A 16455-nucleotide genomic window follows, 5' to 3' on the forward strand; every position below is an offset into this window, starting at 1 on the left:
GTCGGCAGCATCAGCTGACGACTTTCAGTTTTTCTTGATTTAGCTTCTTATTCAACGATAGAAGTTCTGATTCTGGTTACTTCAGCAGCTAGATTGTCTAGTGTGCTCGGCTTCAAAACAAAACCTCCTGTATTTTCAGAAATCTGCTTCTCAACTTCGGCAAGCTCTCCGTCATAGATAGCTTTTACTTTTCCAAGTTCTGCTTTCATATTGTTAACTGCCTCCGACTCTGGCACATCATTCATGACTTGAAGAAGGTCATTAAGTGAAGTTTTTTGATCGATCACAATTTTTACAAGTGGCTCAAGAATCAACGTTCTGGATTCTTCAGGAAGATCATCTGGATACGTGTTAACAATGGTCGTTGAAATGTAAACACCCTCGATCCAACTTCCTGCCAGAAGAAGAGCCGCACTATTAAGTTCTTCAAGCTCGCTTAGGCGCTCACCTGACTTCTGCATTACATCATTGATGACGGAAGTTAAAGAGTCTTTGTTCTCCATATTTGACTCAAAGCGAGCGATCATTCCATAGTCAATAGCTTCTGCTACACCTACCGGCGCTGCTAGCTTCTGGCATTCACCCATGTAATCAAGTGCCAGCTCAGATTTTTCATATGAGGCGAGGTATCCAATATCTGTGGCGTAAACACCAAGGTTTAAGGCTGCTTTTGTTTCATCACTTTGATAAGACTCAATCTTGTCAAGCGAGTTAACAATTGTTGGATCAAATTCGGCCCCTGCATTCATCAAAAGATATGGAACCTCTGATGGAGGAGGAAGATCCTTTAAGACTTTTGATACATCTGCAGCTACCTGTTCTTTAGCTGCATCAAATTCAGAACTTGCGTCGGATGACTTTTCCTGACTACCACCACCTCCGCAAGAGGAGATTAGAACAGCGGCTGAAAGCGCAAAAGAGGCTAGTTTAAGTTGATTGAATTTCATTTTTTAATTGTTTTCGGTTGCCTAAGTTACTTATTGTTGAAAATTTCTATAATATTCTTTTTGATCTTCACACAAAGTTCGTCGAGTGGAAGATCATTTATATCACGACCAAATGGGTCTTCAATTTCTTCTGAGATCAATTCTACGCTCATCAAAAAGTAGAATGCAACTACGACAAGTATAACTGACCAGTACCCAAACTCTCCAATAAAGGTCATTGGTAAAGTGATACAGTAGATGAACAAAAATTTCTTGATGAACATGCTATATGAGTAAGGTATTGGCGTAGACTTAATTCGCTCACATGCACCTATGATGTCCGTAAAACCTTTAATTTCCTTATCCAGAATGAACAACTTATCCGCAGTAATTAATCCTCTCTTGTTCATATCCATAACCCGTTCCATCAGAATCTTATTGATTATGTTGGGTCTGTGATTGCTATTAATAATGCGATCCTTCACCTTTTCATCATAAAAATCCATTTCGCCGACGAGAATGCTATCTCTGAGATGGTGTTTCATAGCAAAAGTGATGTTAGGAATCATTTTCTTAAAGAAAAGCCGGTCCTCCGTAGCGTCCTCAGGTAAGAACGTTGCTATTTTAATAGATAGCTGGCGTGTGTCGTTCACCAACTGGCCCCACAACTTTCTGCCTTCCCACCATCGATCGTATGCGGTATTTGTTCTCAATACCAAGAATAAACCAAGAATTACCCCAAGGATAGAGTGAAATGCTTTGGTATCTACTATTACAATGTTTAGGACATCAATGAATATGAAGCACAAAACTGATGTGAGTACTCCCGCAAATAAAATCAACGGGAATAGCGCTCTTATGACATATCTACTATAGACGTCAAAGATTAAGGAAAACCACGATTTGGGATTGTATTGGATCATGGATTGGTGAAGATAGTAAAATCAGGTTTTTAATTGGTGCTTAGTTGTAAACACGGAGCTTATTTTTTAAAGAGCGATAGTAATCTTCATCACATAGCCCTGTTTCTGCTTTCAACTTCATAATTCGATTATAGGAGACATAAATTTGTTCACGTGTGACATAGCCCTCGAAGAGCAGGTCTTTAATAATCGCATGAATAGTAGTTGCCGAGACCCTTTCATAATCAAAAACATTGTTCGCAAACATGAGCATATCTACGCCTGCTTCCAGGGATAGTTTTATTGCTTCTCTTAATCCATACTCGTTGTTTATTGCTCCCATCTGCATGTCATCAGAAATAATCACCCCATCAAACTCAAGAAACTCTCTTAGCATGCCCGTTACAATTCGCCTGGAAAGAGTTGCCGGGTTTTTTTCACCATCCAGTGTTTTGTTTACGATGTGAGCAGTCATTACTGCCTTAACAACCCCACTATCGATCAGAGCCTTATAAGGATACAGCTCCTCCAATTGCCAGGTATTGGTAACGTCTGCAATTCCCAAGTGGGTATCATTTTTACTGCTACCATGACCGGGAAAGTGTTTCAAAACAGGAACAACACCTCTTTTATTGTGTTGTTTAATTACCTCCAAAGCCTGCTGAATAACCTCTTTATAATCTTTCGAATAACTTCTTTCCAGTTTTCCTATTACTGGATTCTTTGTGTTAATGTTCACATCGACTACCGGAGCATAGTTCATGTTGATGCCAAAGCTGCTTAGAATGCTTGCCGTTTGATTTGCATAGAAACTTGTTGAGTCTAAATTATTCATGTCCCCCAGATACTGAGCAGACACATTCTTGGGAAACCCATATCGTGTCTTCATACGAGTCACTTTTCCTCCCTCTTCGTCGATACTTACAAACAGAGGTATTGAAGCGTTCTTTTGAAGCATTTCCACCAAAAGTGCCAATTCAGGTTTTGGGCTTTCGAATAAAATGTTTTTCTCATAAAGCACTACACCACCTACCTTTCCATCTTTGATTTCTTTGAATATGGATTGTTCCGTGTCAACTAGATTGAAGTCACCAATACCAATCATAATCATTTGACCAATCATCACATCAATGGAATCTTTCGGAGGGTCGGTTTTAGCATAACCTGAAAGTGCGAGCACGGCTAGTAGCAGCGAGAATATTTTTTGCATTCTTAGAACTTGTTCATCTTATCAATTTTCTCACCTTGTGTAGTGAGGTAATATCCTTGTAAATCGGCGGTGAGACACGAATGTACTGGAAGTATACCAATCAAGTCACCAACTTTTACATGAGCGATAGCTTCTTCCGACATTTTTATTATTCCATGCTCTTGTGATACGCGTGAAACATTTCCAATAATCTTGGTATCCCATCCAAGGTCACTTAGTTTAACCGCCTTCCCGAAGCATTTTGACCCTTTCCCGTACTCGTCTTTTTCTATAATGTGATCTTTAGATAAGTGAACTCCACCACCATAAATGACCACCTCACCACGATCTTTGTGGATGGAAACTATAGGACATGCCAGGCAAACGGCAATTTCTTCGATAGAGCATGAACCAATATTTTGTTGCATCCAGTCATAAAAAACAAAATTTCCAGGACGCATTTCATCACAGAAAGATAGATCATCAATGATGCTACATGAAGGGGTATCGCCATACGAAATGATTCCACCAAATTTATCCTTGAGTTCGCTTAAGACTTTGACAGCACCATCAAAAATCCACTTGATGCTTTCTGTGTCTGTACAGCCATAGGTATGGCCTGCATGAGCAAGAAAGCCTTTAAACGCTAGTTGCTTACTCGATTGATTCACCAAACTTGCGATTAGTTTGGTGTTTCTCGGGTCTATGCCTGTTCTATGCGTACCTACATCAACTTTCAGGAAGTACCCGAGGGTACCTGCTATATTATTTTTCGCATGTGCAAGACTTTCCTCCGACTCAATCAGGATGTTTAAATCGATTTTTTTAGCAAGATCAGAGATTTCTGAGTGTTCTAAGTGATTATAGGGAAAAGCGATGGTGATATCGTCCCAGCCTTTCGAGGCAAAGTATTGGGCCATAGAGACCGAACTTACCGTGCAAGCACTGACTCCATAATCACTAAACCATTTACCTATTTCTTCAGAAAAATGGGATTTGAAATGAGGACGTAAAGCGGCATTTGAGTGCTTAGCCTTTTCGGACATCTTTTTGATATTCTTTAAAGCCTTTTCTTTATCGACCAGGAGTGTGGGAGTCTTGATTTCCATACTTAGCTGTTTCGGTTCGTACTTAAAAATAAGTATCTCTTGATCAAACTGCTAGCGATTACTCATGCAGTAGATACATACGATAATCAAATGCATTGAATGTTTGTAAAAGCTTTTGAATGAATTGGGGATCTTTTAGATAAAAATTCAGAAAGTTATCCTTACGTTCCTGTAAGCTTCCTCCCGGGAAAAGAGATTCTTTTACTGATTGTATTTGATTTCTTCGATCTGAATGGAGTCGCTTTTCTGCACGAACCAGCTTTTTCTCCGCTTTTTCGATTCGTTTGGAGAAAGAAGTAAAAAGGGCCTCTAAATGTTGTTTTAATGTAGGGTCGACGGCAATAGCTTTTTCCTTTTGCGAATTTTCAAGGTCTTTGAGCTTTTGCAATTCCGCATCAAAGGATAGGTCATGATCAGAATTTGTTTTCACCCATTTTTCAAAAGCGTTTTCAGAGCTAAGGAATAGGTCTCTTTCCTCTAAACCCGTTTTCTTCCACTTGGAGGAAGTTGTAGTTGGAATAATTAATGCAAAATTTCGTGGCATCAAGAGAGGAAATGGAGTCTCGAAATGGTCAAAAACGGACTTTAGCTGGAGCCAATAGACCGCCTCCGATGGGCCACCCACGTAGGCCAGGTTAGGAAGAATTGTTTCCTGATAAAGTGGCCGTAGAATAACATTTGGACTAAATCGCTCAGGATTAGATGCAATTAACTTTCGCATCTCATCATCACTACATTTGATGTCAGTATCTACGACCTGAAACCCATCCTCTGTTTTCTCAATTCTTTCGCGAACCCTTTTTGCTAAATAGAAGAAATTGATCGGTCGTGCATGCACCTGAGTTTTATAACCCAGGGTTTCCAGTGAGGCTGACGTTTTAGCAACGAGATCTTTTGATGAGTGCACAAATAAATCATCCTCAATAACTGGAGTAAAGATTTTCTTTAATGCCGGACTGTCTGCATCAATTACAACCAATCCCTCTTTTTCAAAAAGGTGATTGACATAAGCCCTTCCTGCTTTTGCCAGCGTCTCCTGATTGTAAGCTTCTTTGAAGAACTCCGCTCCTTTTGGAAGTTGATCAACTAGTTCCTTTACTCCGGCTGGATTGAAATGACCAACCGCACCTTTTTGATCAGTTTTCCAAACAAGTTTTTTTCCTTCAAAAAAGAAATGATTGATTTCGTCAAAATCATGATCCTCGCTTGCCATCCAATACACTGGGACAAAATCGTACTCAGGGTATGCTTGCTTTAATGCTTTGCAAGCATTAATCACTGTCACTATTTTATAAATAAAATAAAGCGGACCTGTGAAAATGTTTAGTTGATGCCCGGTGGTGATGGTAAACGTTTTGGAATCTGCGAGCGACTTGATGTTACCTGAAACTGCAGCATTGATTTCAAGGCCTTTGTATTGATTCTCTAGTTCTTCAACTAAAACAGATCGGTTTTCAACTTTAAAGTTGCGCTGCTCAATTACTTTTTTGAAATTCTGGATGGAGGGAAATTCTCCATAATATGGAGCTAACTCTTCCTTCTTGCTGATGTAGTCAATAAAGAACTGCGAAAAACAGTCAGTCTCATCTAAAGGTAAGGTTTCGGTGCGCACGCTTTAGTTAAGTCGATTATTTCTTAATTGTTTCGCCATACAGATCAAAGGCTGAGGCGTCAGTAATTTTTACCTGGGCAAAATCTCCAATCCGTAAATATGAATGGTTAGCCGGAATGATCACTTCATTATCAACTTCCGGAGAGTCATACTCGGTTCTACCAATGAATGTTCCACTCTCCATGCGATCAATTAGTACTTTGAATTCCTTACCGACTTTTTTCTCATTTATGCTCAAGGAAATTTCTTCCTGCAAATCCATTACGGCATTTGCCCGCTCTTGTTTGGTTTCGTCCGGTACATCATCCTCAAAATTGTATGAGTGGGTGTTTTCCTCATGTGAATAGGTGAATATCCCTAGTCGCTCAAACCTGTTTTTCTCAACAAAATCTAGCATCTCCTCAAAGTCTTCCTGCGTTTCACCCGGATGTCCGGCTATCAAAGTAGTTCTGATTGCTATGTCCGGTACTTTTGATCGCATTTTGTTCAACAAAGCTTCTGTCTTGTCTCTGGTTGTTCCTCTCCGCATCATCTTCAGCATATTGGTAGAGGCGTGTTGCAGAGGGATATCCAGGTAATTACAGATGTTTGACCGGTTGGCCATGATATCGAGCACATCTTCAGGGAAGCCGGTTGGGAATGCATAGTGCAATCGAATCCAGTCCAACCCCTCGACATCCGAAAGCCTGTCCATGAGCTCTGCAAGATTTCTTTTTTTGTAAAGATCCAACCCATAATAGGTAGAGTCCTGGGCTATGAGCAAAATTTCTTTGGTGCCTTGACGAACCAATGACTCTGCTTCTGCAACCACTTGCTCCATTGGTTTGGATACATGCTTTCCTCGCATTAAAGGGATGGCGCAGAAGCTGCATGGACGATCACACCCTTCTGCGATCTTGAGGTATGCATAGTGCTTGTTGGTCGTTATAATTCGCTCACCAAGCAGCTCTTTCTTATAATCGGCTTTGAATTTCTTAAGTAGAGCAGGCAGATCCCCTGTTCCAAACCAGGCGTCAACATCAGGAATTTCTTCCTTGAGCTCATCCTTGTATCGCTGCGAAAGACATCCTGACACGTAGACCTTTTCAACCAAGCCTTCTTGCTTGGCATCTACATATCGTAAGATGGTATCAATGGATTCTTGTTTGGCATTATCAATGAATCCACACGTATTTACCACCACCACATTAGCATCATCTTTAGTGGACTCATGCGTGGCATCAATATTGTTTCCCTTCAGCTGAGTCAACATGACTTCAGAATCCACCAGGTTTTTGGAGCACCCGAGTGTGACGATGTTGACTTTTGTTTTCTTTAACCCCTTCGTTTTCATGTCTTTAATAAACCCCGCGATCTTATTATGGTTCATCCGCCTGGCGTTTGCAAAGCTAATCGAAATCTTAGGGTTACATTCAATTAGAAACCTTTAAGGTTTAATTTTGCCAGCCTGTGAAAAAACTCGTGTTCATATTAGTGGGATTATCGGTCCTATCCTGTCGGGATATTGAAAACTGTGATACAGATGACAATCTGGACTTCATGATCGTTCGGTTCTATGATTTAGAAAGTGGATCTTCGAAAAAGATAGGTTTTGAAATCACCGCGGAGGACTCACCGTATACGTTTACTCCGTTTGAAGATTCTACAGGAGTTGGCCTTCCTTTAAACCCCGAAGACCAAACCCCGACGTTTTTCTTTGACTCAGATACCACTTCTTTTGAATTGGAGATGAGTTATGAGGAGGTGGAAGTGACCATTTTTGATCCAAAGTGTGACCCATCTTTTACTTTTTTAGGACTAGACACAGTTAGACAAACTTTTGATTCGACAGTGGTCGTTGGAAATGTGACCAATAGACAAATAAGCACCAATGTGGAGATCTACTTTTAGCCTTATTTTTTTGGTGGCCTGCCTCGCAGCAGTGGGACAACAGCAAACTCCTGTCAAAAAAAAGGAGAAGGTCGATTTCAGGCCGCATGAGTTGAAGGTTGGCTTCAATGCCATCAGGAGTGGAAGATCTCTTTCCGGAAGCGACTATACCTCTCACGAAATAGAAACGGCGATTGGCATACACTTATACAATGTGGTGTTTGATTACGGAGTGGAAGAACATCAAAGAGGAGAAACTTTTGATTATCGAAATACCGGAAACTATTTCAGGGCAGGAATAGATCGCAATTTCACCAAGGATAAAGCGAGTGGAAATGTACTTTCATTGGGCTTGAGATACGCTCGTGCCAATTTCGAAGATCAGATGATTTTTACTGCAGATCAGGGGTTCGGGGAGCGAACCTATTCCCTGACCAATGACGACCTATCAGCTCGATGGCTGGAAGTAGCATTTGGCCTAAGAGGAAAGGTAGTTTCGAATCTCTACATGGGCTTTACTATGCGATGGCAATTTTCCAGAAAGATCAATGGAGAAGGGGATCTTAAAACCTATGACATCCCTGGGTTTGGCAAGACCACTCGACAAAACTCTACTGCTTTCGACTATTATTTGATGTGGAGGTTGCCGTTTAGGGAGAAGTAAAAAGACATTGACTAGTGGCTCTAGAAATCGGGATTAAAAGTAAAGAAATTAGAAGATGAGCCAACATATAAAAGAGAGTCGAAGTAAAACGGCACAAACTTTAGGGAACTCTCTGGCTTTTCAAATTCAATCAACTCATTTGTTGTCGGGTTATATTTCTTTAAAAAATTCTCATTGAGAATAAAAACTCCATTACTGGTTTCTTTTATTCTCCATGGTGAATAGCCGTTAGAGGTTTCAGTAAAATGATCAGACCATGAATCATTTGAAGGATCATAAACTCTGAAAACATTTTTATCATCATAGGTTTGATAACCCACATAGAGATTATTATCACAGGTAAAAGAACTTAAGGTAAAAGTATAGATACCACTATTGTTAGCGATAGGAGGAGATAGTTCACTCCACGTATCCTGAGTGGAATTATATTTAAGTGTAATGAGTCTATGGCCATCACTTGTTACGATTCGTGTCAAATATGCCTCATTATCAAGTACGCTTATGCTGGCGTTGGAACCCTCAATTGGTAGGCTATTCAATTGATTCCAGACACCTGAAATCGGGTCATAGACCCAAAAGTCACTCCATTGCTTTCGGCAGAAAGCGTTTGGGTTGGATTCACATGGGTAAGTCGTAGACCCTAGTCCATAGTAAAGTTTATTATTAAGCTCGAAGTAAACACCTCCTCCTCTAGTTGTTCCTGGGCTTACACTTCCTGGAAAACTGGATAACCTTGTCCAGTTGTCTTTTTTAGAGTCGTATTGATAAAACTTTCTATCGGACAGAATAATATATCCGATACTACCAATTTGATAAGACGCAATCGTTTTGGAGAGGTCAAACAAGGAAAGACTTTCCCATGCAGTTTTATAATCGATTGTTAATAGGTCTGAAGAAATTTCTCCAACCACATTATTAAGAATAATAGGTGCTTTGATGAGCTCAGTGACAAGAAGATTTTCGATAACAGTTTCATGTAGAATTGCCTCAATTTTACTTTGCGTAGAGGAGGTTATATCCAGATTAATTTCATTGAAAGTAAGGCTGTTAGCATTAAGAACAGGATTAAAGTTACTTCCCTCAACTACAATTTTTTGATTTGAAACCTTGGTATAAGAAGGAGTAATTGAACTTATAACAGGGTCATTCATTGTGAATTCCTCTTTCGCTTCTACTTGGACGTCATTCACTTCAACTTTAATAAGAAAATCTTTATTATTAACCTCGTTCGGGATTGAAATTACAATGGCATTTTGTGTGCTTGAAAATACTTCTGCATTTATTCCGTCAACAATAACAGTATTCTCCGAAGGAGTAGTTGAAAAGTTATTTCCAACAATGGTTACTTGATCTCCCCAAGTTCCATTTTTTGGTGAAAATGAATCAATTTGAGGCCCCAGATAATAATATTCGGCTAGGTTTGTTTCAGTTCCACTTACCAAAACCTTTGCTGTAATCGGATTTTTTAATCCTTCTGGTAGTCTTGTTTCAATCGATTCATTCGAAAATGAGACAATCTCTGCCTTCTGATCATTGAAATAGACCTCAACGATTTCTTCTATGTACCCAAAGTGATTACCCTTGATTTCAATTTCATCACCATAAAATCCCTCATCTGGTGTTATTTGAGTAAGGATGGGATCAAGTGTAGTTAGTTCACTTGCGCTAGTCTGGCCAACTGAATTCGTAATGGAAATGGTGAAGTTTTTGTTTGTAACTGGTAGTACAACTTTAATTTTTGTTGAATCGGTTTCTAATACTACAATCTCCTCCTCCGCTATCTTAACAGAATTAAGCCCTTCATGGTATCCAAAATGATTGCCAAAAATCTCTACCGTATCTCCATAAACCACCTCCGTTTTGGATAATGAGGTGATTTCAGGTCCGATAAAGTTTAAGGTTTCTGTGGACTCTGATACATTTCCGGCAACCGATACAGAGAGTGTTGAATTTTCGGATTGAATTAATTCAGGCACTAAAACATGCAGTAAGGTGTCGGTTGCGCTTGCCACTTCTGCACTAACACCTCCAAACTTGACCTGATTATTATCTTTTGCAAAGCTGAAGTTTGCACCGAATATTGAAACCGTATCCCCATAAAAAATACTGAGAGGAGATACATTATCAATTTGAGGAGCATTACTTCCAAGACTAATAAATTCTTTTGCTTGACCATACACAATAAACTCATCCGTTTTGACAAAGGATCTTACATAATAGGTTTTATCCTCTTCTAGTGCGGATAAGACATCTAAAGAAAAGGCGGGCTCATTTATGTTTTTGTGGATGATTACTTTATCGGAATTATCTAGCGTAAAATCCTTCGAGAATCTTGACCAAACAAATCCATAGCTGGTGATTTCAAAGTCTCCTCGAAAGGAGAATTCAGCGTTAAACGTAGCTCCGTTTGCAGTAATATTCGAAACCTCCAGGGTGTTCAATTTGGGAAATTCGCGAGATGATACTTGATCATCCTCTCCACAAGAAATTATGGCAAGAATTAGCAGAGCGAGGAGAGTGACGTTTATTAATTTCCTCATTAGTAGAATACTTGAATGTAACTAATCAAGAGTCCAAAACTCATGCGGCTGTTTTGTGCTTGCAGGCGCGCTGTATTACTCACATTTCGACCCGAAAAATATCTTACAAAAAAATCAGTTTTCACCGATTTAAATTCTCGCGTAAGACCTAACCCATACCAGGTTGTCAAATTACTTTCTTTCACATCAAAAGGGTTTTCACGATCCTCTTCTGGTGTTACTACATTTCCTCTTACCGAAGTAGTCTGTACCAATGATTCAGCAGAAAGCGTATTATACGTAATTCCAACTTGAATGTATGGATGAAACCCTGAAATGTCCCATGGAGCGTACTTTGCTGAAAAGGGGAATAGCATTTCTTTCATTTCTATCCAGGTATCATAGTATTTGGTTTCCGTTGTTCTTTCAGACGTTTGAAAATTGTAACGTGAGCTATTGGTAAATTGAATCTCTTGTTGAAAGGATAAACCCCTTACCGTTTTAGGTAGCGACAAATTTATTGCTAAACCATAGAAGGGATCTGAAGATTCAAAATCTCCTTGAAGGTACTCATACTGATAACTTTCAGAGAACTGGAGCGAGGTTTTGGTAAACCCTGCAATCAAACCGTACTCCATTTGAACGTCCGGCTTCTTTGCATCAAATGAAGTAAAGTCAGCATTTTGGCATTGATTGAAACTAATGACCAGCTGCCTTAATGCTTTTTCTTTAAATTTTAAGTTCTTGTTTATTTCCGGAGTTGTCAGGCAAGATTCTAGCAATGGTCTGACCGACTCTAGGCCGTCTTTATTCAGATTGTATAATTGATCTGATTGATGGAGGTAAAATTTGTTTTCATATTGTGATAAGCTTAAACTGCCTTTGATAATGGTTTTTGCGAATACGGCATCAGAAGGAACTGCATTGTAGAGCACGCCACCCACATATCCGTATCCATTTAACTCGTCAGGAAAATATTCTGTTAACTGACCGTTTTTGGCTTTTAAAATACATGAAGTATGAGCCTCTTTCCCACCTCTGTAAGCAAGGTCTCCGAACACAATTTTAGCGTCCTTAGTTATAATGTAACCATCTGTGAATTCATCATTCTGGGAAAAACTAATATGCGTTATGAAGAAGGCTAATAATGCAGCCAGAATATTTTTCATCTAGCAAACTTAACACGCAACTATAAAAACCTTACATCATCAACTTCGCCCTTACCAATTTCCTTTTCAATCAGAGAGATGATTTGAGCCTTTGAATTTTGCATCTCACTTTTCAATGGTGCTGAGGAGAGCTTAACAAATAAAGTTTTTTGATTGAAGAACATTTTAGTGGTGCGTGAGGCGATGGTCTTGCCCATGATTCGTTCCCAATCTGCAATCACCTGCTTTTGCTTGTAGGTATGCTCTAGATTTTCCTCTTTGAGGAAACCCTTAAAGGCATTACGGAAACTTTTAATCGGATCTTCTTCCATGATGATTGTGGATCAAAGGTCTATAAACTTTATCGCTTTCTGACTCTTGAAAAGTTCTTTGCTTCGATCTTTTCGTGCATCTGAAATAAAAATCTGTTGAAATCGCTTATTATCTAAGAGAATTGACACAAGCAGGGCTATCCTGGAGTCATCCAACTTGTCAAAAATATCATCTAATAAAAGTAGCGGAGTTTTCCCTGTCCGTTCTTTTAGGAAATCATACAATGCCAGTTTTAATGCAATAATGAACGTTTTTTGCTGACCCTGAGAGCCAAACTTTTTGATAAGCTCCCCATCAAGAAGAAACTCAAAATCATCCTTATGACTGCCCAGCAACGTGCGTTGCATAATCTGATCTTTCGGGTGATTAGCTGTAAACTGCTGTGCAAAATCACCTCCTACATGAGATTTAAATTTTAAGTTCGGGACTTCATTACCCTCATGCAAGGCAGCATAATTTTTTTGTAGAAAAGGAAGAAACACTTCCTCCATTTCTTTTCTTTTACCGCTAATTGATTGGGCGAGAGGAATTAGCTGATCATCGTACGTTTCGAGGAGTTTTTTATTCAGACTTCTACCTTGCTCTACCTTCAGCAGGCTGTTTCGTTGCTTTAATACTTTGTTGTATTTCATCAACGATTTCAGGTATTCACTATCGAATTGTGATAACGCACCATCAAAAAACTTCCTTCGGTCTTCACTACCCTCTTTGATCATGGAGGTGTCATCAGGTAAAACAATTACCAGGGGAACCTGTCCTATCACATCACTCAAACGATCCGGCTCTTGTCCATTTATCTTAACCGTCTTAACCTTCCCTTTTTCAAACTGAATGGCAAGGGTCAATTCCTCATATTGACCAAAGAGGGTAAAAGCAGGTTGATTATGGGTAATGGCTAACCTGTCTTGTGACCCAACAGCACTTTTTGTAAAGGACAGATAGTAGATGGCATCCAATAAATTGGTCTTACCAACACCATTTTTTCCAAGGACGCAGTTCACCCTTTCACCGAATTCAAAAATTGAATCCGGGTGATTCTTAAAGGATGTAAGCCTCAGGCTTTTTAGGATCATGGTTTTTTGCTGTAATTTCGCTATCCGTTCAGCAAAGTAAAACAAACAATTGGGTCCTATGGCGGCTAAAAAGACTACAAAAAAATCTGGTGAGTTTTCTAAAGATCAATACATGGAGTGGTTTCGCTCTATGCAATTGATGAGAAGGTTTGAAGAAAAGGCAGGCCAACTTTATGGCCAACAGAAAATTCGTGGATTTTGTCATTTATACATTGGGCAAGAGGCGTGTGCTTCCGGGGCAGTTTCTGCACTGGAAAAGGATGATAAGTGGATCACTGCCTATAGAGATCACGGTCACCCACTTGCATTGGGTACAGATCCGGGAAGAATAATGGCAGAGTTGTTTGGAAAAGCAACAGGTGTTTCAAAAGGCAAAGGGGGCTCCATGCACATGTTCGATAAAGAAGTGAATTTTATGGGAGGTCATGGAATTGTTGGCGCACAAATTCCGATGGGAGCTGGGATTGGATTTGCTGAACAGTACAAAGGCACTAAAAGTCTATGCATCTGTTACATGGGTGATGGAGCAGTTCGCCAGGGAGCCTTGCATGAGGCATTCAATATGGCCATGACCATGAAGATGCCAGTGATTTTTGTGGTAGAGAATAATGGTTATGCAATGGGAACTTCTGTTCAAAGAACTTCGAACGTTACGGAGCTACATACCTTAGCAGAAGCTTATGACATGCCATCCGAGCCTGTAGACGCTATGAAAGTAGAAGATGTACATCATGCAGTGGCAAGAGCTGCGGATCGAGCAAGAAAAGGGGATGGACCTACATTCCTGGAATTCAGAACGTATCGTTTTAAAGGACACTCCATGTCCGATCCGGCAAAATATAGAACGAAAGAAGAGCTGGAGGAATACAAGAAACAAGATCCAATTGAGCAGGTAAAACAGACCATTTTAAAGAAAAAGTGGGCTACTGAAGATGAGCTGAAAGAGATTGATAATGAGATAAAAAAAGAGGTTGCCAAAGCAGTAGAATTTGCTGAAGAATCTCCTTGGCCGGAGGCATCAGAAGCCTACACAGATAATTATGTTGAAAATGATTACCCATTTGTCAACACATAATTAGCTGATAGCCTTACACATCTGAACAAAAAATATATCTTTGCGACCGCAATTTTCTGCCGAACTGGCGGAAAGTTTATTTGAGACCAAGAAGCACCACATGAAAGGAGTGCAATAAAGAATAGATTTTAAAAGAAAATGGCAAAAGGAAAAAAGCATGATGACGGCATAGAGATTCTTGAGGATCCAAATGCAATCGTTGAGAAAGCCAATGAGTTTTTTAGCAACAAGCGAAATAAAGCGATGGTATTTGGCATTGGAGGAGTCCTTGCCCTACTGATCGTAGGTTTCGCTGGGTATAATTACTACATCACGAATCAAAACCAAACTGCTCAGGAAGAGTTATTCCAGGCTCAATTCTATTTTGATGCGGACAGTCTGGGACTGGCATTGAATGGAGATGGTAACAGCTACGGCTTTCTTGAAATTATGGATGAGTTCCCGGGCACGAAAGCAGCAAACCTTGCTAACTTTTATGCAGGAGCTTCATATCTGAAATTGGGAGATTTTGATGGAGCAATCAGACATTTAAAAGAATTTAGCAGTGATGATTACCTTCTTCAAGGAAGGGCATACTCGCTAATTGGAGACTCCTACATGGAAATGGATGACTTTTCTAACGCAATCAGCTTTTATAATAAAGCGGTTGATTACAAGGAAAATGAATCGTTTACTCCGATCTATCTTAAGAAGTTAGCAATAGCTCAAGAGCAAAACGGTGATCTTACAGCTGCAGCAAGCACGTATTCAGTAATCATTAATGATTATCCGAATTCAGCGCAAATTCACGATGCGAAAAAGCAAAAAGCAAGACTGGAAGCTTTAGCGCAATAAAATATTAAATCATGCTGAATCGTTCCGCAATGGAATTGTCAGCATCTTTTTAAAAGGAAGTTTATCCTTCGACATGCTCAGGATGACTTCCTTTTTTAATTTTACACCATGTCATCAGCAGAAAAAAACCTCAGCGACGTTAAAATCAGTTCATCGATCGACGTTAGCAAATTCAAGTTTGGGATTGTAGTAGCGGAATGGAATGAGCAAGTGACCGAGTCACTTTACTCAGGTGCTTATCAAACCCTGATAGGTGCAGGAGCAACACGAGATAATATCGAGAGAATGAATGTGCCAGGAACCTTTGAGTTGAGCCTGGGAGGTCAGTGGATGGCCGAACGGAAAGATGTTGATGCAGTCATCTGCTTGGGTTGTGTGATACAAGGAGAAACCCGACACTTTGATTTCATCTGTGATGCGGTGGCAAATGGTATTACGAATGTATCATTGAAATACAACAAGCCTGTCATCTTCGGGGTGCTAACTCCTGATACAATGAAACAAGCATTGGATCGCGCGGGAGGAAAACACGGCAATAAAGGAGACGAAGCTGCAGCTACAGCGATTAAGATGTTGGGGGTTAAGCGTTAATCAACGCTAATTTCAACCCCAAACCGCACGGTATCCTTAAGCATCATTTTTTGGTAGCCATCGATTTGAAGTGAATTTAGTACACCTCCTTCAAAGCTCATTTCAATTTCACGATGATGGATGTAAACATCTTTGTCCTCGTGAAGGGTAATTTGAATGGAACTGTACCAATCATTTTTTCGTGAGAATTTTACTTTTTTCAAAGCTCCGGACTCCTTTTCTCCCAACGTCAAAACCTGGTAACCAGCTTCGTTTGATTTTATAAATGCACCTACATATTCCGGTTGATTTGGATTTAATTCCTGTAGAAAAGAAAGCTCATCCGCCCATTTAGCAGAATCCATATCAATGGTTTTGGTTTCGCTTTCCCCTTCTAACCAGACCGTCTTTCTTATTCCTTTATTCTCCAGAAAGTCTACCTGATCTACCATCAATTGCTTAAAATCAGGATATTCCGGAATCTGCACAGATTCAGGTTTCAACTTTTGGCAGCTGAAGAGCAAAGGGATGATTACGAAATAATATCTTTTTGATAAGAAATCTGACATATTGATTAAAATGAGATATCTAACTTATTTTTTTATACTTCTCCTTCTGCATTAGAGTCATCT

General features: G+C 39.8%; 16 protein-coding genes. 5 read left to right on the forward strand and 11 right to left on the reverse strand.

From position 1 onward, the window contains the following. Positions 1-47: 47 nt before the first annotated feature. From ACO05G_RS16945 to rimO, 6 genes are read right to left on the reverse strand one after another with little or no spacing between them, the layout of a single operon-like run. Positions 48-947: a hypothetical protein gene (locus ACO05G_RS16945; protein WP_421763813.1), complete on the reverse strand. Its 900-nt coding sequence runs from the start codon at positions 945-947 to the stop codon at positions 48-50. A 26-nt stretch (positions 948-973) separates the two neighbouring features. Further along, positions 974-1849, reverse strand: coding sequence for a bestrophin family protein (locus tag ACO05G_RS16950; protein ID WP_348283092.1), 876 nt, complete (start codon positions 1847-1849; stop codon positions 974-976). A 40-nt stretch (positions 1850-1889) separates the two neighbouring features. Then, positions 1890-3038 (reverse strand): glycoside hydrolase family 3 protein, encoded by a 1149-nt coding sequence (locus tag ACO05G_RS16955; protein WP_348283093.1) that lies wholly within the window; start codon positions 3036-3038, stop codon positions 1890-1892. 2 nt (positions 3039-3040) lie between these two features. Continuing rightward, positions 3041-4126: an alanine racemase gene (locus ACO05G_RS16960; RefSeq protein ID WP_421763814.1), complete on the reverse strand. Its 1086-nt coding sequence runs from the start codon at positions 4124-4126 to the stop codon at positions 3041-3043. Between the two features lie 58 nt (positions 4127-4184). Continuing rightward, on the reverse strand, positions 4185-5738 hold the full coding sequence (gene bshC / locus ACO05G_RS16965; RefSeq protein ID WP_421763815.1) for a bacillithiol biosynthesis cysteine-adding enzyme BshC: 1554 nt from the start codon (positions 5736-5738) through the stop codon (positions 4185-4187). 16 nt (positions 5739-5754) lie between these two features. Next, positions 5755-7071, reverse strand: a complete 1317-nt coding sequence (gene rimO, locus ACO05G_RS16970) for a 30S ribosomal protein S12 methylthiotransferase RimO (protein ID WP_421765723.1) — start codon at positions 7069-7071, stop codon at positions 5755-5757. Positions 7072-7187: 116 nt separating this feature from the next. Between rimO and ACO05G_RS16975 the strand changes: the two genes are divergently transcribed. Both ACO05G_RS16975 and ACO05G_RS16980 read left to right on the forward strand, forming a co-directional pair. After that, positions 7188-7628, forward strand: coding sequence for a hypothetical protein (locus tag ACO05G_RS16975; protein ID WP_421763816.1), 441 nt, complete (start codon positions 7188-7190; stop codon positions 7626-7628). Then, positions 7609-8271, forward strand: a complete 663-nt coding sequence (locus ACO05G_RS16980; protein ID WP_421763817.1) for a DUF6048 family protein — start codon at positions 7609-7611, stop codon at positions 8269-8271. The genes ACO05G_RS16975 and ACO05G_RS16980 overlap by 20 nt, the downstream gene beginning before the upstream one ends. A gap of 20 nt (positions 8272-8291) precedes the next feature. Here ACO05G_RS16980 and ACO05G_RS16985 read toward each other — a convergent pair whose 3' ends face one another. The 4 genes from ACO05G_RS16985 to recF are packed head-to-tail and all read right to left on the reverse strand — an operon-like array spanning position 8292 to position 13344. Further along, a complete protein-coding gene (locus tag ACO05G_RS16985) occupies positions 8292-10811 on the reverse strand; it encodes an IPT/TIG domain-containing protein (protein ID WP_421763818.1) in 2520 nt (839 codons plus the stop codon). Continuing rightward, on the reverse strand, positions 10811-11959 hold the full coding sequence (locus tag ACO05G_RS16990; RefSeq protein ID WP_421763819.1) for a hypothetical protein: 1149 nt from the start codon (positions 11957-11959) through the stop codon (positions 10811-10813). Before ACO05G_RS16990 ends, ACO05G_RS16985 begins: the two co-directional genes overlap by 1 nt. Before the next feature lie 20 nt (positions 11960-11979). Then, the gene (locus ACO05G_RS16995) at positions 11980-12270 is read right to left on the reverse strand and encodes a DUF721 domain-containing protein (RefSeq protein ID WP_348283101.1); all 291 of its coding nucleotides are present in this window, start codon (positions 12268-12270) and stop codon (positions 11980-11982) included. A gap of 12 nt (positions 12271-12282) precedes the next feature. Continuing rightward, a complete protein-coding gene (recF, locus tag ACO05G_RS17000) occupies positions 12283-13344 on the reverse strand; it encodes a DNA replication/repair protein RecF (protein ID WP_421763820.1) in 1062 nt (353 codons plus the stop codon). A 58-nt stretch (positions 13345-13402) separates the two neighbouring features. On the opposite strand from recF, the gene pdhA reads away from it, so the two are divergent. From pdhA to ribH, 3 genes are all read left to right on the forward strand, one after another. Further along, a complete protein-coding gene (pdhA, locus tag ACO05G_RS17005) occupies positions 13403-14419 on the forward strand; it encodes a pyruvate dehydrogenase (acetyl-transferring) E1 component subunit alpha (RefSeq protein WP_421763821.1) in 1017 nt (338 codons plus the stop codon). 138 nt (positions 14420-14557) lie between these two features. Further along, positions 14558-15253, forward strand: a complete 696-nt coding sequence (locus ACO05G_RS17010; RefSeq protein ID WP_421763822.1) for a tetratricopeptide repeat protein — start codon at positions 14558-14560, stop codon at positions 15251-15253. 108 nt (positions 15254-15361) lie between these two features. Then, entirely contained in the window at positions 15362-15844 is a 483-nt protein-coding gene (gene ribH, locus ACO05G_RS17015; protein ID WP_421763823.1) for a 6,7-dimethyl-8-ribityllumazine synthase, read from the forward strand. Here the strand turns inward: ribH and ACO05G_RS17020 are convergent. Next, complete coding sequence (locus ACO05G_RS17020; RefSeq protein WP_421763824.1) at positions 15841-16392, reverse strand: hypothetical protein; 552 nt, start codon at positions 16390-16392, stop codon at positions 15841-15843. The genes ribH and ACO05G_RS17020 overlap by 4 nt on opposite strands. Between the last annotated feature and the right edge of the window lie 63 nt (positions 16393-16455).

Origin of the sequence: Ekhidna sp., from assembly GCF_965227465.1 — a bacterium.
Lineage (GTDB): Bacteria > Bacteroidota > Bacteroidia > Cytophagales > Cyclobacteriaceae > Ekhidna.

Excerpts from the sequence above, each read along its gene's own strand:
- ACO05G_RS16945 (WP_421763813.1), bottom strand. The coding sequence starts at position 947 with ATGAAATTCAATCAACTTAAACTAGCCTCTTTTGCGCTTTCAGCCGCT.
- ACO05G_RS16950 (WP_348283092.1), bottom strand. The coding sequence starts at position 1,849 with ATGATCCAATACAATCCCAAATCGTGGTTTTCCTTAATCTTTGACGTC.
- ACO05G_RS16955 (WP_348283093.1), bottom strand. The coding sequence starts at position 3,038 with ATGCAAAAAATATTCTCGCTGCTACTAGCCGTGCTCGCACTTTCAGGT.
- ACO05G_RS16960 (WP_421763814.1), bottom strand. The coding sequence starts at position 4,126 with ATGGAAATCAAGACTCCCACACTCCTGGTCGATAAAGAAAAGGCTTTA.
- rimO (WP_421765723.1), bottom strand. The coding sequence starts at position 7,071 with ATGAAAACGAAGGGGTTAAAGAAAACAAAAGTCAACATCGTCACACTC.
- ACO05G_RS16980 (WP_421763817.1), top strand. The coding sequence starts at position 7,609 with ATGTGGAGATCTACTTTTAGCCTTATTTTTTTGGTGGCCTGCCTCGCA.
- ACO05G_RS16985 (WP_421763818.1), bottom strand. The coding sequence starts at position 10,811 with ATGAGGAAATTAATAAACGTCACTCTCCTCGCTCTGCTAATTCTTGCC.
- ACO05G_RS16990 (WP_421763819.1), bottom strand. The coding sequence starts at position 11,959 with ATGAAAAATATTCTGGCTGCATTATTAGCCTTCTTCATAACGCATATT.
- ACO05G_RS16995 (WP_348283101.1), bottom strand. The coding sequence starts at position 12,270 with ATGGAAGAAGATCCGATTAAAAGTTTCCGTAATGCCTTTAAGGGTTTC.
- recF (WP_421763820.1), bottom strand. The coding sequence starts at position 13,344 with ATGATCCTAAAAAGCCTGAGGCTTACATCCTTTAAGAATCACCCGGAT.
- pdhA (WP_421763821.1), top strand. The coding sequence starts at position 13,403 with ATGGCGGCTAAAAAGACTACAAAAAAATCTGGTGAGTTTTCTAAAGAT.
- ACO05G_RS17010 (WP_421763822.1), top strand. The coding sequence starts at position 14,558 with ATGGCAAAAGGAAAAAAGCATGATGACGGCATAGAGATTCTTGAGGAT.
- ribH (WP_421763823.1), top strand. The coding sequence starts at position 15,362 with ATGTCATCAGCAGAAAAAAACCTCAGCGACGTTAAAATCAGTTCATCG.
- ACO05G_RS17020 (WP_421763824.1), bottom strand. The coding sequence starts at position 16,392 with ATGTCAGATTTCTTATCAAAAAGATATTATTTCGTAATCATCCCTTTG.